Origin of the sequence: Erwinia mallotivora (assembly GCF_000590885.1) — a bacterium.
GTDB lineage: Bacteria > Pseudomonadota > Gammaproteobacteria > Enterobacterales > Enterobacteriaceae > Erwinia > Erwinia mallotivora.
In genome coordinates, this window is record NZ_JFHN01000026.1 from 17513 (window position 1) to 42056 (window position 24544).

21 protein-coding genes are annotated in these 24544 nt (G+C 47.7%); 11 read left to right on the plus strand and 10 right to left on the minus strand.

Translation table 11 applies throughout. The annotated features are described in order from the left end of the window. Positions 1-5: 5 nt before the first annotated feature. The 3 genes from sctW to BG55_RS04415 are packed head-to-tail and all read right to left on the minus strand — an operon-like array spanning position 6 to position 3767. Positions 6-1127: a type III secretion system gatekeeper subunit SctW gene (sctW, locus tag BG55_RS04405; protein WP_034934737.1), complete on the minus strand. Its 1122-nt coding sequence runs from the start codon at positions 1125-1127 to the stop codon at positions 6-8. A gap of 5 nt (positions 1128-1132) precedes the next feature. Continuing rightward, positions 1133-2902, minus strand: coding sequence for a type III secretion system outer membrane ring subunit SctC (gene sctC / locus BG55_RS04410; RefSeq protein ID WP_034934739.1), 1770 nt, complete (start codon positions 2900-2902; stop codon positions 1133-1135). Beyond that, positions 2895-3767 carry a helix-turn-helix domain-containing protein gene (locus BG55_RS04415; RefSeq protein WP_034934790.1) on the minus strand — a complete coding sequence of 291 codons (873 nt, stop codon included), beginning with the start codon at positions 3765-3767 and terminating at the stop codon, positions 2895-2897. The genes sctC and BG55_RS04415 overlap by 8 nt, the downstream gene beginning before the upstream one ends. Positions 3768-4119: 352 nt before the next feature. On the opposite strand from BG55_RS04415, the gene BG55_RS04420 reads away from it, so the two are divergent. The 7 genes from BG55_RS04420 to BG55_RS04450 are packed head-to-tail and all read left to right on the plus strand — an operon-like array spanning position 4120 to position 8412. Continuing rightward, positions 4120-5370 (plus strand): PrgH/EprH family type III secretion apparatus protein, encoded by a 1251-nt coding sequence (locus tag BG55_RS04420; RefSeq protein WP_235192713.1) that lies wholly within the window; start codon positions 4120-4122, stop codon positions 5368-5370. Between the two features lie 3 nt (positions 5371-5373). Beyond that, positions 5374-5640 carry a type III secretion system needle filament subunit SctF gene (gene sctF / locus BG55_RS04425; protein ID WP_052018686.1) on the plus strand — a complete coding sequence of 89 codons (267 nt, stop codon included), beginning with the start codon at positions 5374-5376 and terminating at the stop codon, positions 5638-5640. A 54-nt stretch (positions 5641-5694) separates the two neighbouring features. Further along, a complete protein-coding gene (sctI, locus tag BG55_RS04430) occupies positions 5695-6018 on the plus strand; it encodes a type III secretion system inner rod subunit SctI (RefSeq protein WP_034934743.1) in 324 nt (107 codons plus the stop codon). Beyond that, a complete protein-coding gene (gene sctJ, locus BG55_RS04435) occupies positions 6018-6788 on the plus strand; it encodes a type III secretion system inner membrane ring lipoprotein SctJ (RefSeq protein ID WP_034934744.1) in 771 nt (256 codons plus the stop codon). Before sctI ends, sctJ begins: the two co-directional genes overlap by 1 nt. Further along, positions 6785-7330 carry an OrgA/MxiK family T3SS sorting platform protein gene (locus tag BG55_RS04440; RefSeq protein ID WP_052018687.1) on the plus strand — a complete coding sequence of 182 codons (546 nt, stop codon included), beginning with the start codon at positions 6785-6787 and terminating at the stop codon, positions 7328-7330. The genes sctJ and BG55_RS04440 overlap by 4 nt, the downstream gene beginning before the upstream one ends. Positions 7331-7361: 31 nt before the next feature. Beyond that, positions 7362-8006 carry a type III secretion protein gene (locus BG55_RS04445; protein WP_235192714.1) on the plus strand — a complete coding sequence of 215 codons (645 nt, stop codon included), beginning with the start codon at positions 7362-7364 and terminating at the stop codon, positions 8004-8006. Beyond that, positions 7993-8412 (plus strand): hypothetical protein, encoded by a 420-nt coding sequence (locus BG55_RS04450; protein ID WP_034934746.1) that lies wholly within the window; start codon positions 7993-7995, stop codon positions 8410-8412. The genes BG55_RS04445 and BG55_RS04450 overlap by 14 nt, the downstream gene beginning before the upstream one ends. Positions 8413-8490: 78 nt before the next feature. Here the strand turns inward: BG55_RS04450 and BG55_RS04455 are convergent, their stop codons facing one another. Further along, a complete protein-coding gene (locus tag BG55_RS04455; RefSeq protein ID WP_034934747.1) occupies positions 8491-8820 on the minus strand; it encodes a hypothetical protein in 330 nt (109 codons plus the stop codon). A 280-nt stretch (positions 8821-9100) separates the two neighbouring features. On the opposite strand from BG55_RS04455, the gene BG55_RS04460 reads away from it, so the two are divergent. Then, positions 9101-11809, plus strand: a complete 2709-nt coding sequence (locus BG55_RS04460; RefSeq protein WP_152542623.1) for a hypothetical protein — start codon at positions 9101-9103, stop codon at positions 11807-11809. A 61-nt stretch (positions 11810-11870) separates the two neighbouring features. On the opposite strand, the gene BG55_RS04465 is transcribed toward BG55_RS04460, so the two are convergent. Both BG55_RS04465 and pdeH read right to left on the minus strand, forming a co-directional pair. Next, a complete protein-coding gene (locus tag BG55_RS04465; RefSeq protein WP_034934751.1) occupies positions 11871-13937 on the minus strand; it encodes an AsmA family protein in 2067 nt (688 codons plus the stop codon). A gap of 61 nt (positions 13938-13998) precedes the next feature. Beyond that, a complete protein-coding gene (gene pdeH / locus BG55_RS04470) occupies positions 13999-14772 on the minus strand; it encodes a cyclic-guanylate-specific phosphodiesterase (RefSeq protein ID WP_034934753.1) in 774 nt (257 codons plus the stop codon). A gap of 251 nt (positions 14773-15023) precedes the next feature. Between pdeH and kdgK the strand changes: the two genes are divergently transcribed. After that, a complete protein-coding gene (gene kdgK / locus BG55_RS04475) occupies positions 15024-15956 on the plus strand; it encodes a 2-dehydro-3-deoxygluconokinase (RefSeq protein ID WP_034934754.1) in 933 nt (310 codons plus the stop codon). Positions 15957-16053: 97 nt separating this feature from the next. On the opposite strand, the gene BG55_RS04480 is transcribed toward kdgK, so the two are convergent. After that, positions 16054-17331, minus strand: a complete 1278-nt coding sequence (locus BG55_RS04480) for an alginate lyase family protein (protein ID WP_034934757.1) — start codon at positions 17329-17331, stop codon at positions 16054-16056. A 500-nt stretch (positions 17332-17831) separates the two neighbouring features. Here BG55_RS04480 and BG55_RS22775 point away from each other — a divergent pair, with 500 nt between their 5' ends. Both BG55_RS22775 and BG55_RS04485 read left to right on the plus strand, forming a co-directional pair. After that, the gene (locus BG55_RS22775) at positions 17832-17981 is read left to right on the plus strand and encodes a hypothetical protein (RefSeq protein ID WP_160170832.1); all 150 of its coding nucleotides are present in this window, start codon (positions 17832-17834) and stop codon (positions 17979-17981) included. Between the two features lie 237 nt (positions 17982-18218). Next, entirely contained in the window at positions 18219-19094 is an 876-nt protein-coding gene (locus BG55_RS04485) for an alpha/beta hydrolase (protein WP_034934760.1), read from the plus strand. Between the two features lie 63 nt (positions 19095-19157). On the opposite strand, the gene BG55_RS04490 is transcribed toward BG55_RS04485, so the two are convergent. The 3 genes from BG55_RS04490 to hmsP all read right to left on the minus strand — a co-directional run bounded on the left by BG55_RS04490 (position 19158) and on the right by hmsP (position 24422). After that, positions 19158-20651 carry a M16 family metallopeptidase gene (locus BG55_RS04490; RefSeq protein WP_034934761.1) on the minus strand — a complete coding sequence of 498 codons (1494 nt, stop codon included), beginning with the start codon at positions 20649-20651 and terminating at the stop codon, positions 19158-19160. Between the two features lie 236 nt (positions 20652-20887). Next, positions 20888-22168 (minus strand): dicarboxylate/amino acid:cation symporter, encoded by a 1281-nt coding sequence (locus BG55_RS04495; protein ID WP_034934763.1) that lies wholly within the window; start codon positions 22166-22168, stop codon positions 20888-20890. A 223-nt stretch (positions 22169-22391) separates the two neighbouring features. Further along, the gene (hmsP, locus tag BG55_RS04500) at positions 22392-24422 is read right to left on the minus strand and encodes a biofilm formation regulator HmsP (RefSeq protein WP_034934765.1); all 2031 of its coding nucleotides are present in this window, start codon (positions 24420-24422) and stop codon (positions 22392-22394) included. Positions 24423-24544 lie beyond the last annotated feature (122 nt).

The following is a 24544-nucleotide window of genomic DNA, read 5'->3' on the forward strand; positions in this document are numbered from 1 at the left end:
AAAAGTTATATATAATACTCAGCCCAGATCCCGGTTGTTTTCTCTTTTTTGGATAATTCATTGATCAATACTGACATGGTATTGAGTATTTTGTCTTTGAAAAATTCATCTGAAAAAATAAAGTCAGGTGTTATATTGTAAATATTATATATAGTTTGAATAACTTCAGCCTTTTGTCTGATGAATAATAACGGCATAAAGTTATCCATGAATTGCTTCAGTTCTGGTTTGAATCCCTGAAAATCGATAAGACCTTTCATATAGATGCTGACAATATCGTTCTCGGCAATCTGAACTTCACCATTTCTTAATTGTTCGCGAAATTTCAATGCATTGAATCTTTCGTTCAACGTCAGATCAAGTGTATGAAGAATACGCGCATCGGAAAGTTTAGCGCTTAATGGCCCAAACTCATCAAAATGTATACCCGGTTCGGTTGCTTTCATATCAGCAATCAGTGCGGCTAAAGTAAATGTGAGCAGGCGTTTACGGTTATCACAGCCAAATTCATCTATCCAGTCCTGATAAATAAATCCGGCGGGTAAATCCAGATCAAGAAAACGCAGGTAGCTGTTTCGCAGATCTTTTGCTGAAAGCGACTTTTTGCCTCCAGCCATGCTAAAACGTTTAGAGAGGCGGCTGACATTGATGCCAGATTGCATTTTTTGTCGGTCACCAAAATTCTCTAAATCTTTTATTGCCTCTTTTACTTTTCGTTTCTGTAGTTCAGACAGCTTTCTGCTCAATAACATTTCACGCAGAGCCATCATTAAATCGGACTCATCAGGAAAGAGTCCCCGGGCAAAATTAAGTATGCTGTTCATCGTACTGAGCTTAGTAACCTGCCTGATAAGCTGATTCAACTTCTCTTCCGCCTGCTCTTCCAGTGCTGAAGAGAAGAAGTCACTGTCCAGTTCAGCATTCTTACGGTTAGCCCGGTTAAATCTGCCGAATAAGCTCAACATGCTGGCCAGTTCTTCACTGGCATTAAATAGCTCTTCCTGCAAGTTAACAACCGGCGCGCTTTCTGCGCTTTCCTCTGCCGCAGCATGACTTGCCTTATGACTGACCGGTTGTCGAAAGTCTGTACGGCTAAAATCTGATATTCCTAACGGGCGGATAGCCATATATCTTACTCAACCTTGCCTGAGTGAGCCATATTATCGCGTAACATGGATACCGTTGATTTCAACGTGATGTTTTCACCATTAACACTATTACCCAATACCGGATTATTATCCTGAGGCCCGCTCCAGGTTTCGCCATTAATTAATAAACGGGGTTGAATCAGAAACAGACGTACCATTTTTGTGCGACTCACATAACTGTAATCAAATAGTTTTCCCAACAGAGGTATATCGCGTAACAAAGGGATACCAATGTTGTTGCGTATCTCCTCATCACGACTGTATCCCCCCACCAACAGGCCAAATCCTGCCGGCACACGGGCTTCCGTGCTGATCTGGGTATTACTCACAACCGGCAGATTATCAACATAGGTGGTATTTCCCCCTGAGCCAGTAACAGTACCGCCATCCTGAATATTCAGGATCATTTCGATTTCCTGCTGACGCTGCGTCAGACGGGGTAGCACGCTAATCATGGTTCCGTAGGTAACTTTTTCCAGTGACGCAGTCCGCTCTCCAATTAAGCGGGTATAAAAGCTGGTGTTGTTGTCAAACAGTGCCGGTATATTTTCCTGAGTCAGTATTTCAGGGCGCGACACGATTTGCGCATTACCTTTTTGCGCCAGTGCAGTCACATCTGCAAGAAAGTGCGCGCTTCCTGACGGCGTAAGTGTACTGCTGTTGATTGTCACACCGGTGCTGCCCAGGGTCGCGGCCCCCGACCATTGCACACCTAACTTATCAACCTGATCTTTAGATATATCGATAATCCACAGCGACAGCTGGATTTGCTTTTTAGCAATATCCATAGCCTGCACCAGATCTTCAACAAAACTGACCTGACGCTCGGACCCCTGGATCAGCAGACTATTGGTGTCGGAATAAGCCACAATAGTGACTCGGTCATCGCGCGAACCGGTTATATCGTCATAACGAGATTCACCCGTTGAGGATCCAAATGCAGGTAATGGCGGAAGAATACCGGTCTGAGCTGCCGCCTCCGCCTGCATCGCGTGTTGCGTATCATTATCGACAGTGATCCGTGCCCCCGCGAGAGCACCATTATTACCACTATTCAGTAACTGGTTTAATACTGTTGCCACACCCGGGATTGTTATCGGAACATCGCGCTGGGTGTAGTTTCGGTCATTGACAAAGCTATTACGTAATTTGATTACGCGAATAGTGGTTTCACCTGTATCGCTTCGTGAATAGGTCGCATCAATGTATTTTGCTGCGGCCCTGATGAGCTCAACGTAGACTGGCGGTCCGGAAACATAGAATGACCCCGACTCGCCATTAGATCGCACCGGAAAGCGAGTATCATAAAGCCCGGATGACTGTAAAAAAGCAATCAGCCGGTCAAAAGGCGCGTAGCTCAGCCTGACTATGCTGCTCTGAATTTCGTTGCTGTCATAAATGTAAACAGAGCTGCCATCGTCATACCAGATAAGCCCGGTTTTTGCGGTCAACGTTTGCAGTAGTTCCTTAGGACGACTCAGGTTGAAGTTACCTGAGACGCGTTTTTTGGCCGCTTCATTACTGACAATCACAGGTTTACCGAGCGCGCCGCCAAGCACATAAAAGAACTGTTTTACGCTGTTATCACTGGCAACATATATATCATCTGATTCGCTCTGCGTTGCAGAATTATTGTACTGCCTGTGGTTTACATCTTTTTTTTCAAACAATGTGGCCGCAGCACAGTTACAGAACAAGGCACCAATCAGGAACAGAATAATATTGTGATTGTTTTTTAAAAAAAATTTATTCATGAAGAAAAATACCCATTTTCTTGAACTCCCTTGGCGTGATACCAAAAAGTGATTTTATCTCGCTGGAAAAATGGGATGAAGAAGCATAACCATTATTGCCAGCCACTGTTGCAATGGTGTTATCTTTCTCAATAAGTTGTAAAGCGCTGTAAGCAGCACGCCACAAGCGTAATTGTTTCTTAGGTCCACAGGTAAAAGCATTATGACAAAGCTTTCTGAAATGAGATTCCGACACGCCGTATACTTTACATGCGTTATAAAGTTTGCAGGCATCGTTTTCATTTTTTTCTTCCATCACCTGTGAAAGTAAAAAATAAGCCACCCAATAATTTTCCAGCCCGCGAACAAATGAAAAGAATTCGTTCATGCAACTTACACCTTTTTTCAACATATCGCTGAAAAGAAGTCTCATGAACGTTTTTTCCTTACTTTCGATAACGCCAACAAAGTCTTTCCGCGAATTAACTAAGACAGAACTTTTACCTGGTGGTGATTCTTCTTTACTCTTTTCAGATGTAAAACCACAGGCTTTATGCTGATAGTTAAGAAAAGCTAAAAAAGTCGCCAGTTGTGATACGGAGAAAAGTTCAATATTCCAGCACCCTTTGAGGGAAACATCAATGCAACCTGTGCTCAACATAATTGCAGGCTTGTTGATTTTCCCTTCCTCACGGCACTCCGTTTCAGGTAGCGAAAATGTTATTTCTGCATCGACAGTAACGGGCCGGGCAAACAAAAACAAATTATCCAGTTTGAGATTCTCGTCAGTAGCAGTAACTGCACTGGATAATAAACTGAATTTTTTTATGCCTTGCTGTGGTTTGAGCTGAAAACCGTTACTATTATCTTTTAAAAGAGTAGTCATAAATTCCACCCCCAACTGTAGGCAATAAAATAAGACAATTATTAAATAAAAAAATGTTATGTCATGCTGGATGATAAAAAAAATCAAGTCAACACTTCAGAATTCATAATAAGACATTAAAAATAAACTTATGCTAAATAAGATAAGGATAAGGTGTATTTGGTTGAAATCACCCCCAATAATATCTATCATCCAACACATACTTAAGTTAATTTAAAACCACAAAGCAATCTTTACCTTACCAAAAATTAACAATATAGATGTAATCAGATAAGATCTCCTCCACAGTTAAAAAAATTACATCTGTCCATGAAATTGAAAAAATGGCTAAATTTATATTATGAATAGCAACGTGAAAGATGATTTTGCTGCGGCCCATTCTGAGTCGGTACAGCAGAACTACACGCTGAAGGTTTTGTTTGGTCCTATGGTGGGCTGTGAATTACTCCTGCCTGCGGATGATTATTTTCTTATTATCAAACCCGGTGCGGACCTTCAGGATAAAACAACAGCTCTTTCATCAGAACAGCAGCATGCAGCTCACTACGCGCTGAATACGCTGTATATTCCATACAGCATCGATGCTCCAAACATTATATTAAGGTTATCTCATCCCATTGAGGATGAAGATGGGCATGGATTTCAGCTGGAAGTACAGGATAGTAGCGGCGGAGTTAAGCATGTCATTAAGGAGAATGAGGTTTTCTCCCACGACACGGTGCATTTCGCCTTTAAACGTGAGGGGGACAACTGGTCTGAGTCCGTCGCAAACTTCAATCTTCTTCCTGTGGTGGTGAAAGACGAAGAAGAAGATTCTCTGATCCAGAATTTCAAAAAAAAGAGGAATAAAATATTTCTGACAGGCGGCTGCATAATACTATTTTTATTTATTATTGCTGCGGTTGTGTGCTATAAAAAAATTGAGTATGAAAAACAGGTTCTGACGCTGACCAATGTGCTCTCAGGCGCACCTGCTCCACTTCTCGTAGTAAAAAGCCGTGATAAACAGGAAATTTTCGTACTTGCGCATCGTTTGAAAGAGATGGAATGGGCAACGCAGGCAATTTATAAGCTTAATGAGAATAACCGGGTAATTCCTGTCTGGCTGTGGCAACAAAGTCAGGACATTATCAAACGACTTTCACAGCTTGGTTATCCGGTCTTACAACTTGACTACAATTCGCCTTTGCATCCGGTCATTTATGTCTATCATCAGATGTCTTCTGATGAAGAGCAAAGATTAAAAAAAGCGTTAATGAAAGAAATTCTTTATGCTGTAAATGTCAGCATTAAAGTAAAAAATAAAAATCAGTTGTTAGCAGAAGCACGCCAGGGACTTGATCGCTTTCATGTACATTATCGTCAAATTACTACAGCCAACGGATATGCCCTGATTGTTCGTGATGCACTAAATGACACTGTACTTCTCGCATTACGTAATTTTATAGCAGAGTTCAATCAAAAATGGGGGAGCAATGTAATTAATTTCTCTATTAACCTCGATGAAAACTGGTTGCAAAACAAATCCTATGTTGATTCGTCTGAGGGCTATCTTTTCATGAATCCCAGACATTGGTATTTTCCTCTTAACAATTCGAGATAAATTATGCCTACTGCAAGTGAATATATACCTACGTTTGATGAAAACATCTATCTTGACAAAGCAGCAGGAGCATTTGAGAAAGGTGCGACTAATCTTATGCAAGAATTGCAACTGGCTCAGACTGCACTGGAAAATGATCCTTCAAACCCCAGTACTCTGGCTGCATATCAGGCAAAACTCCAGGCTTATACGCTTTTTCGTAATGCACAAACCAGTGTTGTGAAAGCATACAAAGATGTGGGTGCCAATATTATTCAAAACTTCCGTTAATCATCATGGTACGGTTTTCCGTACCATATTTTTAAAACTCACCAGGAACAGATAATGAGTAATTACAACGAAATTGTTTCATCGTTAACAAAGATAACGCCTTACGACTCCGCTGTTGAAGATAGCTTATCTGCCAGTGTTCAAGACCATAATTTTAATAATTTAGTAACAAGTACATTTAACAAAATCAGCGAAACTAATGCGCAGTATAAAGATGTCATTAATGCATTAAGTGAAACACCTAACTTTACCAGCGACCCCGAAAAGCTGGCCATTTTGCAAAATTATGTTGGAGAATATACCAACCATATCTCGCTTGTCAGTGCATTGGTTCGTAAGAGCGTAAGCACAATTGAGACGCTGGAAAAGTCGCAATAATGTTAAAAAAATTATTACGTGCAATTCCACTTTTGCTGGCAGCTGTTTTTTTATCCGCCTGTAATGATGATGCATTACTGAATAACCTGACGCAGGAACAAGCTAATCAGGTCCTCGCCGTTTTACAGCAGCATAATATTGCTGCGCAAAAAAATGGCACGCTTAAGTTGGGTTACAGCGTTAGCATTAATCGCAGCGACATGACTGCTGCACTTTCGATCCTCAATCAGTACCAGCTTCCGTGGGCTCCAGATGTGCAAATCAGCCAGGCGTTTCCGGAGAGTTCACTGGTAGCTTCTCCTAATGCGGAGCAGGCTCGTGTTCTTTCATTACAGGAACAGCGCCTGGAACAAACTCTGAGGATCATTGCAGAAGTGGTAAGCGCCCGTGTGCATATCAGCTATCCCCCTTTTGACAATGCCTCCGGAAATAAAAAAGTAGCCAGTCATGTGGGTGTATTGATTTCCTACAAGGGAGAAATCGATGAAAACATGTTTATCTCCCGAATTAAATCACTTATTAAAAATAGTGTCAGCGATGTACGTTATGAAAATATATCCATTGCGCTATTCCCTGCCCCCGCTATCCAATACGCTGCCCCAACAAAGATACCGGCCTCGCTGCCCGGAATCTGGACACTGCTACTGGCTGCAATCGCGTTAATCGCGGCAATAACCGGCGGGTATGTATTTTACAAATCGGGTTCAAAGCCACAGTTTAAAAAAGAAATTGCTCCGGAGCCAGGCATTGAAGGAGGAAATAAGGGGTGAATCAGCCGGAATATTTACTCAGGATAATGTATTGCCCTTCAGATTATACCGATCCATACCATCTGGCTGCCGCACAGATGACTGCGGATATCTGGAACGACACCCTGCTTAACTACTGGTTAATTACTCATTATCAGCTGGAAGATTTACCAGAGGGATGGACGGCATGTGACGTGATTACGTCGCTCATTCTTAACAACTGGTACAGCTTACCAAAAATAGTACATCTTTTAGGTGGCTATTTGCTTCGCGAGAGATTAATGAAGCAAAGTGCAATGATGCTATCAGATGAAAGGCTGCTGGCATTTATCTCACTTCCCTTAGCACACCAGGTTGTTGTCGGGAGCGCAGATCCAGATATAACAACCATGGCCTGCGGGGCTGCTTTTCTCATGAGTATATCCACCCGTCTTCCTGAGGCCTTACGGCAGAGGATGATTTTATGCCTGCCACCGTTTAAAACACCTCCGGTTTGCATCGCCACACCCGGACCTGATCAGATTAATTTATTAAAGATGTCGGTTAATTATGCGAAAAATTGAATTATCCACGCTTCCTCCACATCCGGATAGCATGACGTTAATCAAATCGGGTGAACGGATGCAGCACAAGCGTATGGCCAGCGCGCTGGAACGGACACTGAGTCGTTGTAACGAAATCAATGCAGAATATCAGCAGCATACGGTTCTTCTCAGGGAAAATAGTGAGAAGGAGGGTTTTGCTGCTGGCTTTGAGCTTTTTTTTTCGCAACTTCTCAGTATGTTTGATGAATATACACAATTACAAAATGCGCGTTTTGCAAAATTCCAACATGATTTAAGCACAGCATTAAAAACATCATTTTACGATCCGGTTATCGTTGTTCGGATCATTCATCATCTGCAAGAAAAAATTGGTCATCAGAAAGATTTAAAAATTATTATTCCTCATCAGGTTCCATTGCCTGATGGTGTAGAGATATCAAACTATATTTTTACTCATGATGATAATATTACCGTGCAAAATGACAGTGCTGCATTACGTTTTCCTGCTGAGTTTCTTTGTAATCAATGGTTAAATGAGGCAAGAAAGGGGATGCACACAGCCAGTGAAAGATTAAACAGTTTAATCCCGGAGAAGCTCGAAGAATTAGGCAATAAACTTATACAGTTGAGCCAAAATGATCAATATATTGAGACTAACGATAACCAAAACGAGGAAGAAGATGAATATAGTTAATAATTCTGACAATATCGTTCAACATTATCAAAGCGATGATGCTACCGAGTATCAAAGGGAGCTACTGAAATTTATAAAACAGAATAAACCTCATAATGCAGATGAGTATAATGCCAGCAATCTCAGCGGTCTGTTAGAAATGATGAAAGAAAAATATCAACAGATAAATCCGCAAAGAGCGCCAACACTTTCTGAACTCAACAGTGCTTTGTTATATGTAGATGGTCAATTGCGTAATAATATTGATAAAGATACGACTGACCCTGATCAGATTGAATTAAATAATTATGTTCAAAATAATTTAGGCAAATATGCCATTCAGTTAACTTCGGTTAATATGTTGTTTAATCAGATGATTAACAGAGCTTTATTTCCTGAAGAAGATCAGGAGCTGGAAAAATTTTGAATGCCATTATAATCTTCAAACTCATAATGTTTTGATATAGCGGCCATTCTGATTCAGCTCTGCTTTTTTATCCTGGCATTATGCATAGTCGCAGGGTAGCATCCTGAGCTTATTGCTTTTATCGCTCTCCGATAATGTCGACTCAGTGTGCTCCCTGTACAGGCGAATTCTCCAGTCAATACAGATGCAGAGATTGCCGATTTTTTGCACCACAGCTTTCATTACCGTAACTGTTTCTCCGGCAACGGCCAGCTGCATGGCCTTCAGTAAACGCTGAAACAGAGCCTTTTTCTCTGCTCTCCGCCAGCTAAACTTATATTTCCAATCTTCACCTTTGATTATCTCACTGTAAAACTCAGCCAAAATTTTATTATTACGAATAAATGTGAAAATAGTTATAAATTTCATGCAATAAAGAATTTAATCTTCAATTAATAAAAACATAAAAACCACCTTACTCATAAAAAACATTCAGTTTTACATTAGATTTTTTATATACGAATTTTTTATATCTTGCCAGCTGAATTTTTTAATGTCCGGGCTAACATTTCTTTTATCAACTTCTATATCTCACAGAAATAATTGGTAGATTTAAAAATTAATAAAATCATCAAGCGTACTGAAATAACACCCTCTTCTTATTTACGTAACGTTTTTCTCATAGTTAACGCGGGTAAAAGGAAATAATATGTTAATAACAGGCCACAGTTCGGATCACCCTCAGCACCCTGATAAGATTCACCGCGCCGTCAGAAGACACACATTTTCGGCAGGAGATAAAGCCCCTTTTTTGCACAGAATGTCGTGCGTATCAAATACGACATCCTCATTAACTCGCAGCGAGGCTATCTCCAATTTATATCTTGATGAAGTGCCGGGTTCAATTAAGCCAGAATACAAAGATACTGATATCAACGATATCAATTCAGAACATTTTGTCTATTGTGGCTCGATAAAATCATTTCCAGTAAATAAATCTGGAATGACTCTGGACGAGGACGGCTGTCTGGTTCTGGTCAGAGGAAATGAGTATAATTTCCTGAAAGGGCTTGCAAAAAAGTACACTTCTGGCTATCAATATCAAACGGCTAAGCTTGCGGATAATAATCTACTCAGGTTTAAAGGTTTATATATAAACAGTGATGGATTGTTGATTGCTGATGATAAAAATTCTGATAACAGCTATGTGGTTAATATTAACCTCGTTCGACACAACGCTAATACAGAGTCGCAGTACATTACCCTGAGCTTCGATAAATATGAAAAAAATGATAAGAAAGATCAACTGACATTTAAAATCGATGACAAGACATTTGTATCTTATTATTTTAAAGGAAATAGTCTGTATCTGAAATCCATCTTCATTGATGACCGGGAGAAAGATTACTCCGTTCTGGAACAGGATATATCAATAATTTTTAAAAATGGCTATGAACTGAAGAGTGTAAAAAGATGTTCAGATCATATACAAGCAGAGATCAGGAAAGGAGATAAAAAAAGGATCTACTACATTGACCCTGTTTATATATCAAATAAAAAATCATCTGCTCAAAGAGTGAGCCACAAACCACCTCAAAGTTTTTCTTCAAGATTAGGCAGCGATCCCCATGAAAAATATCATGCAGGCCTACCCTTTTCATCAGACAGGTCAGGCAACTTCAGCAGCATGTATATTCCCCTTTTAAAGACAGCAATAGATAATTTCAGATTTCATCTTAAGAAAGCCAAAATTAATCTTGCTGCTCACAATAAAATTGCGGCAACAACTGAATTGATAAAAGCTGCCGATCCCGGTGTCGCCGCCTTTATATCTGCTGCAAAAAAGACACCGGATTATCTGAAAGGTAAGGGAGAACTTAATAATAAATGTCATCTGTATGGTTATAACATCAAAAAAAATGCTTTTTCGGAAAAACAACAAGTAAATGTCTCTAAAGATGCTCTGGGTATAAAAAACCACACAGGTATTCCTGCGAAATTTTCAGATCTGGTAAATGAAATAAAGCCTGGTGATATACTAAAACTTACTTGTGCAGGCTCCATCTCTGCTTTTTTTGGCGTTGCTACTGGCGGCCTTCCTTTCGTCCCCGGTTGGTTTGCCGGTATTGTCACTGGTTTATCTGTAACTCACGATCTTATTCTTGCAAAAAAGGACAATGGTAATATCAGCGTCTCATTCCAAAACCGCAACAGGAAAGCGCTTGTTGCTCTTGCCGGGACCGGACAAGGTCTGGAAAGAGCGTTCCTTAGCGCCAACGCTATCGATTATATGACCGTCATGCCCTTTGAGGCCAATGCTATTATGTTGTATCAGACTCTGTCTGGTAATAACATTTCATTTGATATGAAGCCAGACGATTTCAATATATTTTCAACTCAGCTGCTATCAAAGAAGAAAAATCCTGACATCGAAAAAATGATTATTGAACAATCCCAGGCCGATAAAATAAACGAAAAAGAACTGGTCTTAAAAGTAGAAGCAAAAAGCGAGTTAAGGTTGCAAATCGGAACCATGGTTAATGACCATACTTACATGGTATTGCCACGAACCGCCGTTGGCGCAAGAATTGCGATGGATTTACTGCAATTAAAAAAAACCTCAACCGAATCAGCAAATACTAATACTAATATCTTTTCCTCAAAAAGTGATGAGTATAAAATTTCGGCACTCAATACAGAAGCAGATCTTTTTGCGGAATACAAAATAATGCCGATTGCCATGCATCCCGGTGATAATGACAGGCTCTGGTGCTATCCACTGCCCATTATTGAGGAGAACAAAGCCGGGCGCTCTTTCCGATCTGATAGGTTTGTTCTGAGTAAAAGATCCGAAACCAGTAAGGGATCAAAAGAGCCGAATGACAATCACAGCACATTCAGTCACGTTGGGAACGCTCAGAAAATCCCCATGTTTTTCACTTTTGATAAAAATAATAAGTTTAAAAAAGGACTTGAAATTAAAGCAGTCTCGGAATTTGATCCTCAGGTCAAATTAGTAGACAATATCCTGAAGGAATTAACAGGAAAATTAATTAATCAGGAAAGATCCAGCCTGAACAAGTCTTGCGTATTTAATATCATTTCTCACTATGAGCGTATAGACAACAAATTCCTGGCGTTAAATAAATATCCTGTTTTTTCTGATGTTTCAAATTCAGAAAACAGCCAGCAAGCTGATGTTTTGCACAGCAGAAGTTACAGATTAAAAAAATTAAAGCTGCGACAAACAGGCTCATTGTCCCATATTACATCCAGTTTACCCTCTCCCCTCTTGAATATATCCAACAGTAACAGCATTACCTTAGACCAGTATTTAGGTGAAATTGAGTTTTTATATAACAACAGTACGGATATTGCACCTGTCGAAATTGCAAACCGCCTGAATCTTTTGTATTGAGTAGAGAATTGGTTATCAACAGCATCATTAACCGGCCTGATGGCCGGTTTTTTCACTGCGTTTATTTTTTACTCTTCATCTGCGAAAGCACGTTGGTACACTGATTCTGCTCGTTATCGCTGGGCGAAATCAGCGCTAACAACGCTGCCGCAGGAGTAACCACCGCCCCCAGAGCAACGGCTGCCGCTCCCCTTGCCAGTAGCGGACCCGCCTTCACACCCGCATCCGGGTTTTTGAACGTGCCGCGCACATACAGGGGGGAACGCAGGGTGATAATGCGGATCCCTTTGCTTTCCGGGTTAATCGACAGGTCCATCCGTTCATTAGCAAAGTTGGTGGTGCCGGTAATATTGATTACCGCATTTTCCGTATCAAAAACAAACAGCCGACTGGAGGCCAGCCCGTTGGTAACATTCAGATCTGCCGCCGCGCAGTTGATGCGAACCTCATCATCACCAAAGAGTTTCCCGACAACATAATTACCGACGTTAAGACCGACAATTTCCATCAGGCTGCGGCTGATCACCCCATCATTCATCAGCAGTTTCAGCTCGCCGTTACTGGTAGCAAGAATATCAGCCACTGAATTCCCCGTTCCGCTCAGGGTTGCATCGCCGTTCATCTGCCCCATGCTGCTTTGCATTGCCTTTACGCCAGGAAACAGCTGTTTCAGTTTGAGATTACGGGCATGAAGGTCGGCTCGCGCCCGCATTGGCGTGGTATCTCCGGCCATATGAATAGTGCTGTTTAACGTGCCCCCCGCCATGCCGAAACGTAACGGATCCAGCAGCAAATCGCCGTTTTTCAGCACCAGATGGGTGTAGAGATCGCTTAACGGCAGCGAATCACTGTGTTCGATGCGCTTGCCGCTGAACTTCACATCGGCATCCATCACATCCCAGCTTTTGGTATCAAACTTGTCATGAGGTAATACCCGGTCCGCTGGCTGGTTGGATGCCTCCCCCCTCGCCGCCTTTGCTTTTTCCGTTTTATCGCTGCCCTTGCCCGATTTCACGCCAATCAGCGGCCCCAGGTCAGCCATGCGTAACTGGCGCGATTCCAGCGTCCCTTGTAGTTTGGGGCGGGGCTTGATCTGGCTCCAGGTCATTGATCCGTGGATATCACTGTCACCAATATGACCGTTAAAGTTTTCGTAGCGGAATACCGGGCCAGCCTTGTCCTGGAAGCGGGCAATCAGATGGCCATCGGTTTCATACGGCGGGGTATCCGGCAGCAAAATACCGGTCAGACCATACAGATTAGCCAGCGTGTCACCGGCAAAACGCAGACGAATATTCAACCCTCCCAGGTTAAGAGGGTCCTGCAAACTACCGGCAACCTGAACGCGGGTGGTGCCATTACGCACATCGGCCTGCAACGGAAAGGGATTGGTCTGACTACGTAAAGAGAGCATGCCCCCGATTTTGCCTTCACCGCTGAGCTTCTCATTGTTGTAAGTGCCGTTGGCCTGCCAGCCAAAAACAAAGTCCGAAGCACCTTTACTGGCAACATCCTCTTTGCTACCCGCAAGCTGGGCATAAGGCACCGGTTTACCCAGCGGCGTGACCGTAACCTGCACATCGGCCTTATTTATGGCATCACGATAGGTAATATTCCCCTTATCGAACAGGATATTATCGAGTCTGAAAGACCAGGACGACGGCTGCTGTGCGGGCTGCGTTTTATCGCTGTCCGCCAGATTGAAGGTCCAGTTATTATGGCGGTCAGCATTCTGGATAAGGCGAGCGTCTGGCTGTTGTAATTTGATCCACGGAATAAAGATTTGCTTGTGCAGCAGGGCCAGCGGCGACAGGGTGGCATCCACGCGCTGGAGATGCACCATGGTTACATCAGCAATATCCGGAGGATTGCCCAGCATAATATCTTCGGCATAGAGATGCGGCCAGGGTATCCAGCGCCGCCAGCCTGGCTCATCGCGATTACGTTGCCAGGCCATGCCTAAATCACCACGAATGGCAAAAGGCCGGTTCAGCTCATCAGAGACTTTCTGGTTAATGGTGGGTTTGAGGCGGTTCCAGTCAAATGTGGCGATAATAATCACCAGCACAACCACCAGTAACAAAAAAATCCCGACAATCCAGCTAATTATTTTTCCTGCTCGCGACATGCTTCGTCCTCTTCCTTACTCCTGTGTTAAGTAAAGATAGACGAGGCGTGCGGAAACAACATCAGGCGAGGTGAAACGGCAGGTTATCCAACCGATCAAAGGGGAGCGGGCGGGAGAAAAAGTAGCCCTGGGCAGCAACTGCGGGTGAATTCTTCACCTGGAGCCACTCTTCAGCGGTTTCGACGCCTTCAACAATCACGCCCTGGCAATAACGGCTAATCAGCAACAGCAGGGAGTTGAACAGATTTTGCCCCTCTTCTGACGCGCGCAGCAGCATAAACAGCTCGCGCGCCAGTTTGATGTAGCCAAACTCAAGTTCAGTCAGCGCTGAGAAGTTCGCCATGCCTGAACCAAAATCATCCAGCCACAATGGCCCCAGCTCAGGTATCTGCGCAATCATCTGTTTTCCTGGCAGATTGTGGTGTTCCACCAGCTCGACACGCAGCCAGGGGCAACGGGCAATCAGCTGTCTGATGACAGGATGATGTTGCACCGCCAGTAGCGTCGGACCATCAACATTGATCGAAACCAAAAGCTGGTCGGCAATAAATTTCTGCTCCCAGGTTATCAATAATTCAAGCTGTTCCTGAACAATCAGCAGTCGCTGATGGACGCTAAGAGCGGCGAAATAGGACTCCGGCGATATTCTCTGGCCCGGTGCGGAAGGATGAAACACCGCCGTGAGCACCTCAATTGCCATCAGACTGCCGGTCACCCGGTAGATGGGCTGGAACGTATAGGTGCGCTGACATTGTTGCCAGTACAAACGCTCTTGTTGTTGTTTTTTAACGACAATTGAGGGGGAGAGCCGGTGACTGATATTCTTCAGCACCATATGTAGATCCTTTAAGAAGACGAAACCATGTTGGCAGGGCTTCCCACAAACATGTATCGGCATCAGGCTGTACGGTAATTTATCCCTGATATTCGCCATTATCACTCTGCTGACACATTTTCAATCGGCCTAACAGACGACTTTTTCAGCGTATTTTCACCCTTTACATAAAAATAAAACGTTGTTTTAAAACATTGACTCTGCCTGTCAGTACGAAGAGACTGGGACAAATTTATGATGAGCAGACGACCATGACGAAAAAAAACATAGCCGTGATTGGCGAGTGCATGATTGAACTATCGAAAAAAAACAGTGACCTGAATCAGGGATTTGGTGGCGACACGCTGAACACGGCGGTTTACCTCGCCCGTCAGGTATCCGAACGGCAGCTGGACGTGCAGTACGTCACGGCGCTGGGAACAGACAACTTCAGCAGTGAGATGCTCAATGCCTGGCAACAGGAAAAAGTGGGCGCGGGGCTGGTTCAGCGTATGGAAAATAAACTTCCGGGTTTGTATGTCATCGAAACCGACGCAAAAGGAGAGCGAACCTTCCTCTACTGGCGGAATGATGCCGCTGCCCGCTACTGGCTGGAGAGCGACCAGGCGGAGGAAATCTGCCAACAACTGGCACGCTACGATTATCTCTATCTCAGTGGTATCAGCCTGGCCATTCTCAGCCCGCAGAGCCGGGACAAGCTGATGGCGCTGCTGAAAGCCTGTCGGCAGAACGGCGGCAGGATTATTTTCGACAACAACTACCGCCCACGTCTGTGGTCATCGCCGACGGTCACCCAATCAGCCTATGAGGCGATGCTGAGCTGTACTGATATCGCCTTCCTGACGCTGGATGACGAGGATTTACTGTGGGGCCAGGCCAGCGCTGACGACGTGATTGCCCGAACGCACGCGGCAGGCGTCACGGAAGTGGTGATTAAACGCGGGGCAGAATCCTGTCTGGTTTCGCAGCAGGGTCAGCCGTTGATCGATGTCCCTGCTGTCAAACTGGCCGCCGCCAGCGTGGTGGATACCACCGCCGCCGGAGATTCGTTCAGCGCAGGCTATCTGGCTGTTCGCCTGACTGGCGGCGGGGCCGAAGAGGCCGCAAGGCGCGGGCACCTCACCGCCAGTACGGTAATTCAGCATCGCGGGGCCATTATTCCGCTTAGCGCAATGCCCGCCTGAGTTAAGCCTGGTAATGGTATTCGTATCACCGTGACTTGCGGGCCGCAACGCCTGCCCCTGATAACAGCCATCATATAAGGGTGCAGGCGGACAGCGCTTACTGCCGGGCAAAACGCGGCAATGAAAGCAACCAGGTATCGCGGCGCGCGCCCTCTGACGCCCCCTGCTCCGCTTTATTATCCGTAGTGAAGGTGGCCTGCTTAATCCACGACTGATAATGGTCGCGGTCCAGGCTGATGTCCGCCTGCGCAAGCAGTGGGATCAGCCGGTCACTGACACGATCCCGTGACGGGTATGGCCATGCTTTGCTGGCGTCAGCGTAAGGAGCCATAAAGTCCAGCGCGGTGAGGATAGCCACCTTTTCCCCGGCAGCAGGTCGCCAGAGGTCATCAGCTCCGGCTTTTTCCGCCAGTACGGCCAGTGACACCAGCGCCTGAAGATTAAAGTAACTGTAGTGAAATGAACGGGTGCGTTTCAGCTCCAACGGCTGTGAACCATCGGCGGCAATCTGCTGCTGCATTCTGTTTCTCGCTGCCCTGACCTGCTGGCGGATCAGCGGCAAATCCTGAAGATACCAGGCAATCCCCGCCACCTGCACGTTGTACCAGCTGCCATGATTATTTTCCGCTCTGGCCTCCCGTTTTCCGGCCTTGCTGTTTTTCAGCCAGCTCAGGTAGTCCTGCATCCAGGCATGAATGCCCTGTTCATCACTCTGCTGCCAGCCTGGCGCCTCGCGCAGCAGGATCACCGAATCCACCACTCGGGTGGCAAAATAACGTCCGTCAAGAATGCCGGTGGAACGTCCCGCAGCGACGCCCTCCACACCCTGAGCAAAATTAAGATTGGGATTCATTTTACTGGCCGGATTAATAAACCAGTAGCGCAGCAGCGCCATCGCCCGGTCGGCATACTTCTGCTCGCCGGAAAAATACCAGGTCAGCGTCAGTGTCTGGACTCTGGCGGTAAAGGCCGCCAGCCTGACGCCATCCGACTGATTATTTTTACTGGCCGGATTGATCTCGCCATCGCGCCTGATCCAGCGTCCATCCGGATGCTGCGGGTCCGGCCACCAGTAGGCGCTGAGGCTGAGATAGTCATGCTTTGTTCCGCCTGGCGGCAGCATTCCCTTTTCGGTCACGCTCATCAGCGGCAAAGGCAACGCTTTATCAGCCTGGCGTTTCAGCTGTCGCCAGGCCTCGCGGGTTGGCTCGCTGGCCTGGTGGTGGTGAAGCTGCTGCCTGACCTGCTCCAGCACCGACCGATCGAGAAAGGCAGGCGTGACAGCCTGAACGGGCAGGCTGACCGCCAGCGCGCCAGCCAGAAGGGAACAGGTAAAAATCAGCCAACGTGGCCCGATGACGTTCTTTTGCGGCATATCCTGCCCCTCTTACTAAGCTGAATAAAGCGATTGATGAGAGGATTTTACGGCGGAAGCATCGACATTCCGTTATCCCCGTACTGGCCCGGCGAGCTGAGATCGTAAGCCGCCAGAATTTTTAACGGTATTGTTCGTCAAAACAGGCTGAGAATTGCTGGCATTAAAGCATGCCTTCTGAACAGCAGATTAAGAGCCTGTCCCACCGGGCGCTATTGTTCTGGACACGAACAGCGCGGAACAACCGAAGCGTACACGGAGTACGTGAGGATTTCGAGCTTTGCCCGGGTTCAAAATGGCAGGTAAACCAGACTGATGGGCCAGGCTCTTAGCCATAACTCTTCCTTGTATCAATAAAAATGCTTCACTGCTTTTCCCGGCCGCGAGCAGGCACCCGCGTAAGTCAGCAAAAGAGATTGATACCGTTCGGTTGATATAAGACAAGATCGTCCATGATTCAGCACCGGCACATAATGCTTTTAACAGCAAAAAAAAGCGTTATGCGTCATCTTCTTCGCTATCTCCCTCCCCCCAGAGCAACAAGCCGCCAGATTGTTCACTGCGATGCGATGAACGAATTTATCGCCCCCGACCAGGTAATCTGGCTGCGGGTGCGGAAAATCATCCGGCGTGATGACAGCGAAGAGTGATTAAATTGCACTTAAAGCGTATTGATAAGAAATAAGACACTATAAATAACATTTCAAAACATAACGTTAGTTTTGGAAATTGCGGAAATAGCGCTTTTCACCCTCTTTTTACGGCATAGTCTGAAATAGCTCACCATAACGGTTATTTTCTGGACGTAATATTAATTAATCGACAATGCTTATATGGCACCCGTACGGCAATTTCTTCACGGGCATAAACCTGTAACAGGAGCATCGATGGAAACTGCAATTATCAATATCTGGCCCACCGGTGACGCACCCGGTGCCAGTGATTCACAGGTGCAGCCGCAAATTATTGATTTAGCTGAAGCATTTCAGCCTCATGACCGTGTCGCCTCCGGCATACGCTGCCCGGAAATCGCTATCTGGTATCCGCAGGAGTCTAACGGCGTGACGCTGCTGGTCGCCCCCGGCGGCGGATTCGAACGCATTATGATCGACAGAGAAGGTAGCGCCCTGGCGATGTTTTTTACCACCATGGGCTACACGCTGGCGGTGATGACCTACCGCTTACCGCAGGATGGACACCATGAAGGTGCGGATGCGCCGCTGGCTGATGCACAACGGGCCGTGAGGGTGCTGCGGCATCGGGCGGCGCAGGGCCTGAATGGTAAACGCATCGTGATGATGGGCTTTTCTGCCGGGGGCTATGTGGCGGCCAGCGCAGGCACACGCTTTGCTGAAAAACTCTATCCGGTACAGGATATTGCCGACTCCCTCTCAGCCAGGCCCGATGCGCTGGTTCTGCTTTATCCGGTAATCAGTATGCGGGAAGGACTGGCGCATCCCGGCTCACGCCAGCGTCTGTTGGGGGAACACCCGACTCAGCAGGAGATTGACAACTGGTCAGTAGAAACCCGCGTCAGCGAGGAAACACCGCAAACCCTGCTGATTCATGCCGTTAACGATCAGGCCGTGCCGATCAACAACAGTATGCTGATGTTCAGTGCGCTGCGGGAGAAAAAGGTCGCCAGTGAACTGCATTTCTACGAGAAGGGCGGCCACGGCTTTGGCATTCGTAACGTCGCCGACCTGCCGCTGGCAAGCTGGCCGATGCTGGTCAATGAATGGCTGCGGGCGCGCAAGTGGTGAGAGATGAGACAGACCGATTCGCGCCACCCGGTCCCCTTGTAGCAGGACCGGGTGGTCACGATGTTAATTGTGTGAAGCGGGAATATCAGACACTTCCGGTCTGGTTTCATCGAGGGTACTGGCAGGCGCTGGCGTGGTCGGCTGCATAATCTTCTGCCAGCTCTGTTGCAGCATCTGCATATCCGTTTCCGCTTCCCCCTGCGGCTGGATCAACACCATGGTCATATCCTGAGACAGCTGCTGGCGCAGCTCCTGGTTCATCATCTGCAACGTCAGGCCCGACAGGAAGTTCTGTCGCAGCTTCTGATACTGCTCAGGCGCGATATCCACCACGGCGTTCTGCTGCGAACGCAGGCGCTGGCTCATCAACACATCCGTATCGGTACGGGCATAGGTAGCAAACAGTTTGCTCAGCTCGGCGGTCTTTTGCGCCATCAGCGCGTCAAACTCTTCCTGCGGCAGACCGTTGTCGCGAATATTCGCCATCTCATGGGCCACCAGATTAAGATTACTGCCCAGCGTTGCGTTATCGGCATCGAGATTAATGGCGCACTGCGCACGCTGATAAAGCACGCGGCAGTCAAAACCTACCTGGACTTTCTGCGCTTTACTCTGGCTCAGCACACGCTGAACGTGCCAGAACAGCGCTTCACGCGCCAGGTCGCTTTGCCAGTAGCGTTGCAGATTTTGCGCATCACGAATGGGTTGCCACGCCGCATCCCACACCAGCGACAGGCGATCCTGATTCAGGTTGCCATTCACCAGATTAACCGGCTGCGGAGGCAATGGCGGCAGCGTGGGTATCGGCGTCGGGGTGGTTCGCTTACCCTGCAACGGTGAAAATGCTTTGTTGATCTGTTCCACCAGACTGCGGCTGTCAACGTTGCCCACCACAAACAGGGTCATCGCATCCGGGGTATACCACTGCTTATAAAAGGCGTTAAGTTTTTCCGGATCGACCGGCACGTCCGGAGGCGTCAGGGGGTCGTGCCCCAACAGCGGTGAACCTTTCAACCGGTAACGCCACCAGACATCCCGCGGATTGGCCGGCCAGCTGGCAATGGGGTCATCGGCATTCAGCGCCGTGCTGACGGTCTGTTGGTTGATGCTCATATCACCCACGGTGGCGGCCAGCCAGCTGAGCGCCTCTTTCAGCATTTCCGGACGGTTGTTTGGCAGACTGAGGGAATAAAGCGTGTAGTCATAAGAGGTTAACGCGGGCGGCTGCGGCCGATCCGGGTCGATACTTTGCTGCCACAGTGAACGCTGCTGCGCGGTATCCAGCTTTGCGTTATGCACCAGTGCCAGACGTGGCAGTAAGTGGCTGTATCCGCTCTGCTGCGTATTTTCCATCAGCGAGCCGGTATTAACCATTAAACGAACTTCAACACGGTCGCTGGGACGCTGAGGCGTAGCCAGCACCTGCCAGCTGAAATCATTGTTGAGTTTTCCCTGCTGCCAGGCGGGATCGGGTTGCAGCGTTTCAGCCTGAACCATACCGCAGGCAGCGGTCAGCAGTATTCCACCAACCAAAAGACGAATTCTGGTGCCCTGCATGTGAACCCCTACTCAATCACAAACCAAAAAATAATCACTGGCGGTCTTCAGCCTGCTGCTGTCGGCAGGGGCTGCTGTAAAAGAAAGAACAGCCTGTTAGACCACATCCCGGCGAGGAAGTCTCAGCGGAAAGTGAAAAATGATAAAATTGTTGGGGATTATTATGCAAATGCCCGCCGCGAGGGCAAGTCGCAGCGGGCATTTGTCAGGATTTTTAGTGAATTAACCGCTTATCTTCAGATTTCAGACAGCTTTTTAGCCTTTCCTGAGGCAGAAAGCGTCTCATTCAGTTGCTTTTCATCCAGCTGATCGACCCACTTCGCCACGACCACCGTCGCCACACCATTACCAATCAGATTGGTCAGCGCACGTGCTTCGGACATAAAGCGGTCAATCCCCAGAATCAGCGCCAGTCCGGCCACCGGCAGATGACCGACGGCAGACAGCGTCGCCGCCAGCACGATAAAGCCACTGCCGGTCACGCCTGCGGCTCCTTTCGAGGAGAGCAGCAGCACCACCAGCAGGGTTATCTGATGGAAAATATCCATATGGGCGTTGGTGGCCTGAGCAATAAATACCGCAGCCATGGTCAGATAAATCGAGGTGCCATCGAGGTTAAAAGAGTAACCGGTAGGGATCACCAGGCCGACTACCGACTTTTTACAGCCCAGCTTTTCCATCTTGTCCAGCATACGTGGCAGTGCCGACTCCGACGAAGAGGTGCCCAGCACGATCAGCAGTTCTTCTTTTATGTAGGCAATAAATTTAAAGATATTAAAGCCGACCACGCGGGCGATTAATCCCAGTACAATCACCACGAACAGCACGCAGGTGATGTAGAAACAGATAATCAGCTGGCCGAGCTGTACCAGCGAGCCAACGCCATATTTACCGATGGTAAACGCCATCGCGCCGAAGGCACCAATCGGAGCCAGACGCATAATCATATTGATGATGCCGAAGATGACGCGGGAGAAACTCTCGATAAAATTGAACACCAGCGTGCCTTTATCACCCATGCGATGCAGGGCAAAACCGAACAGAATGGCGAACAGCAACACCTGGAGAATATTGCCGCTGGCAAAGGCACCAATCACACTGCCCGGAATAATATCCAGCAGGAAGGGAATAATACCCTGCTGCTCCGCCTGCTGGGCATAGACAGCCACCGCTTTGGCATCCAGCGTGGCCGGATCGACATTCATCCCGGCACCCGGTTGCAGCACGTTAACCACCACCAGACCGATAATCAGCGCGATGGTGCTGACAATCTCAAAATAGAGCAGCGCCACGGCACCGGTGCGCCCCACGGCTTTCATACTCTCCATTCCGGCAATGCCGGTCACCACGGTACAAAAAATCACCGGGGCGATAATCATCTTGATCAGTTTTACAAAAGCATCGCCCAGCGGCTTCATCTGCGCGCCCAGTTCAGGCCAGAAATGGCCGAGCAGCACACCGATAGCGATAGCGGTTAAGACCTGGAAATAAAGACTTTTAAACAGAGACGTTTTCATAGCAATATCCGTTAACAGCTTAATGACGGGTGGGTTCGTTGTAGTTATCGTCAAACTTCAACGCAAACCTAACACCCTGTCAACCGAATTGATATAAATTGACACATTCTGAGCAGACCAGAATAACGTTTTAAGAGCTGAATCACTTCAGCTCCCGGCTGTACTCAGATAATCGGGCAGTGGTAACGGGAGAAAATGTCGTCCGGAGCAGGTTCAGCCTGCGTCAGCAATCCTGAAAGCGTTGATCTGTTGCGCTCTGAAGAGCGGCGAAGTATTTCTGATTGAAGGCCGCAACAGCAAGCGCTTCAGAATAAAGATATCCCTGACCGATAAAGATACCCCGTGCCAGCAACCAGTCGCGCTGTTGCGGCGTTTCCACCCCTTCCGCTATCACGTCCAGCCTGATTATCTCGGCTATCGCTGCCACTATCTTCACCATCGTATCGTCATGGGGCAGTAAACAGACAAAGCTGCGGTCCATCTTTAACTTACTGATCGGCAGGGATTTAAACTGGCTGAGCCAGTTCAGATTGGCATAGCCCATGCCAAAGTCATCCAGCGCCACCGACACACCAAACTCCTGCAACTCGCCCAGCAGGCGTAGCGCCAGTTCCAGCTCTTCCACCTGTGCGGTTTCTGTAATTTCCAGCATCAGACTACCGGGTAAAATGCGGTGACGATCAATCAGGTCGCGTAGGTGCAGCACCATATCTGGCTCACGCAGCTGCGCGGCAGAGAGGTTGACGCTGAGCGTCAGTTCTACCCCGGCTTTCTGCCAGGCCGCCAGTACCCGGCAGGACTCTTCAAATACCCAGCGTCCCAGCGAACCTATCACCCCAATCTCTTCCGCATTGACGATCAAATCCTCCGGTAGCGACCAGTTGCCATCCGGCTGGCGCATTCGCAACAGCGCCTCCGCGCCGACCAGCTGGCCGTTGCGCATATCCACCTGTGGTTGCAGAAACAGCGAAAATTTCTCTTCCGCCAGCCCCTGCAAGATATCGTGCTCCTGGGTCAGGCGCTTGTGCGCGCGCTCCATCATCGCCGGGTCGAAAAACAGGATCTGATTTTTACCCTGATGCCGGGCTGACATCATCGCTGACGCGGCGCGGCTGAGAAAATCCTGGGCGCTGAGATGACTGTCATCGCGCTGGGCCAGGCCAATGCTGACATTGGGCCGCAGCTGCATTTGCGAAAGCGTCACCGGCTGATTCAGACGCAGCAACAGCAGGCGCGCCAGCCGCATCGCCCGAAACGGACTGTTGGCACGTCTGGCGAGCAGCACCAAATCGCTACCGGAGATCTGCCCAATGATGGTATGACTGTCAATGCAGCCTTTGACTCTCTCCAGCAGCGTCAGTAACAGCGCGTCACGCTGTTCGTCCGCCACCACCCCATTCGCTTCCAGCAGCGTTTCGATGCGCAGGATCAGCACGGTAAACGACTCATCGCCGGAGAGCGAATTAAGATGCTCATCCAGTAGCGCAAGAAACAGGGCTTTATTTGGCAGGTTGGTCAGGGCAACGCGGGTGGTCAGACGGCTCATTTCATCGTGCACCGCGCCGGCAATCTGTTGGTTGCGGTTATAGCTGCGGATAAGCACCCCCAGCTCATCATCACGGTGGCGTTTCGGCAGGACCAGCTGGTGCGAGATGGCTTCCTGCGGCGGCAAATCCTGTAGCTCAGCGGCGATGGCTCTTAAAGGGCGGACAATCAGGCGGTTAATACACCAGCTGATGGACACCGAAAGGATCAGCGCCAGCAGCAGCCAGATGGTCACCATGGTGGACAGCGCGCTGAGAATAAACTGGTACACCCGCCAGGAATCCGCCTGCAACACCAGCAGCGCCAGCGGTTTCGGGTTCGACGGCTCCAGCGAATAAAGCGGCACGGTAATTTTCACCGGTAACTCAAACAGGCGGGCAACCAGCTCCGGCACCGGTCTGGTGGGTTCGAAATCCGTATGCAGCGCCTGCATCCCGCTGGGCAGCACCACTTCAGCCTGTGCCAGAATACCGGCGGGTTTCAGCGACGACAGAATCAATCCGGCCTGACTGATATCCGCCTTCAGAACCGCCCGGGACAATGGCTGACGCACGGTATGCGCGATATTTTCCATCTGCTGGGCATAGTCAATCCTGCGCTGCTGCACAAAATGGAAAAGTTGGATGACGATAAAAATACAGATAGTGACAGCTGCCACCCCTGAAACCGTCGCCATCTGCTTTATCGTTAATGAACGACTGACGCGCAAGCCTGTTCTCCGCAATGCTGAATGCCGCCACGCAGGCGGCAAAACTGTCCTGAGTATATATGATGGCAGGCGCTTGTTAAGTCATCCCTTAAGGAAGCATGCGCTGAGACGCGTTTTGGCTA

Bases quoted from the DNA above. Each gene is read 5' to 3' on its own strand.
- BG55_RS04480 (WP_034934757.1), bottom strand. From the start codon at position 17,331: ATGCCGCAAAAGAACGTCATCGGGCCACGTTGGCTGATTTTTACCTGT.
- BG55_RS04450 (WP_034934746.1), top strand. From the start codon at position 7,993: ATGAATATAGTTAATAATTCTGACAATATCGTTCAACATTATCAAAGC.
- pdeH (WP_034934753.1), bottom strand. From the start codon at position 14,772: ATGGTGCTGAAGAATATCAGTCACCGGCTCTCCCCCTCAATTGTCGTT.
- BG55_RS04490 (WP_034934761.1), bottom strand. From the start codon at position 20,651: ATGCAGGGCACCAGAATTCGTCTTTTGGTTGGTGGAATACTGCTGACC.
- BG55_RS04460 (WP_152542623.1), top strand. From the start codon at position 9,101: ATGTTAATAACAGGCCACAGTTCGGATCACCCTCAGCACCCTGATAAG.
- sctC (WP_034934739.1), bottom strand. From the start codon at position 2,902: ATGAATAAATTTTTTTTAAAAAACAATCACAATATTATTCTGTTCCTG.
- sctW (WP_034934737.1), bottom strand. From the start codon at position 1,127: ATGGCTATCCGCCCGTTAGGAATATCAGATTTTAGCCGTACAGACTTT.
- BG55_RS04455 (WP_034934747.1), bottom strand. From the start codon at position 8,820: ATGAAATTTATAACTATTTTCACATTTATTCGTAATAATAAAATTTTG.
- BG55_RS04465 (WP_034934751.1), bottom strand. From the start codon at position 13,937: ATGTCGCGAGCAGGAAAAATAATTAGCTGGATTGTCGGGATTTTTTTG.
- BG55_RS22775 (WP_160170832.1), top strand. From the start codon at position 17,832: ATGCGTCATCTTCTTCGCTATCTCCCTCCCCCCAGAGCAACAAGCCGC.
- kdgK (WP_034934754.1), top strand. From the start codon at position 15,024: ATGACGAAAAAAAACATAGCCGTGATTGGCGAGTGCATGATTGAACTA.
- BG55_RS04415 (WP_034934790.1), bottom strand. From the start codon at position 3,767: ATGACTACTCTTTTAAAAGATAATAGTAACGGTTTTCAGCTCAAACCA.
- BG55_RS04445 (WP_235192714.1), top strand. From the start codon at position 7,362: ATGACGTTAATCAAATCGGGTGAACGGATGCAGCACAAGCGTATGGCC.
- BG55_RS04495 (WP_034934763.1), bottom strand. From the start codon at position 22,168: ATGAAAACGTCTCTGTTTAAAAGTCTTTATTTCCAGGTCTTAACCGCT.
- sctI (WP_034934743.1), top strand. From the start codon at position 5,695: ATGAGTAATTACAACGAAATTGTTTCATCGTTAACAAAGATAACGCCT.
- sctF (WP_052018686.1), top strand. From the start codon at position 5,374: ATGCCTACTGCAAGTGAATATATACCTACGTTTGATGAAAACATCTAT.
- sctJ (WP_034934744.1), top strand. From the start codon at position 6,018: ATGTTAAAAAAATTATTACGTGCAATTCCACTTTTGCTGGCAGCTGTT.
- BG55_RS04485 (WP_034934760.1), top strand. From the start codon at position 18,219: ATGGAAACTGCAATTATCAATATCTGGCCCACCGGTGACGCACCCGGT.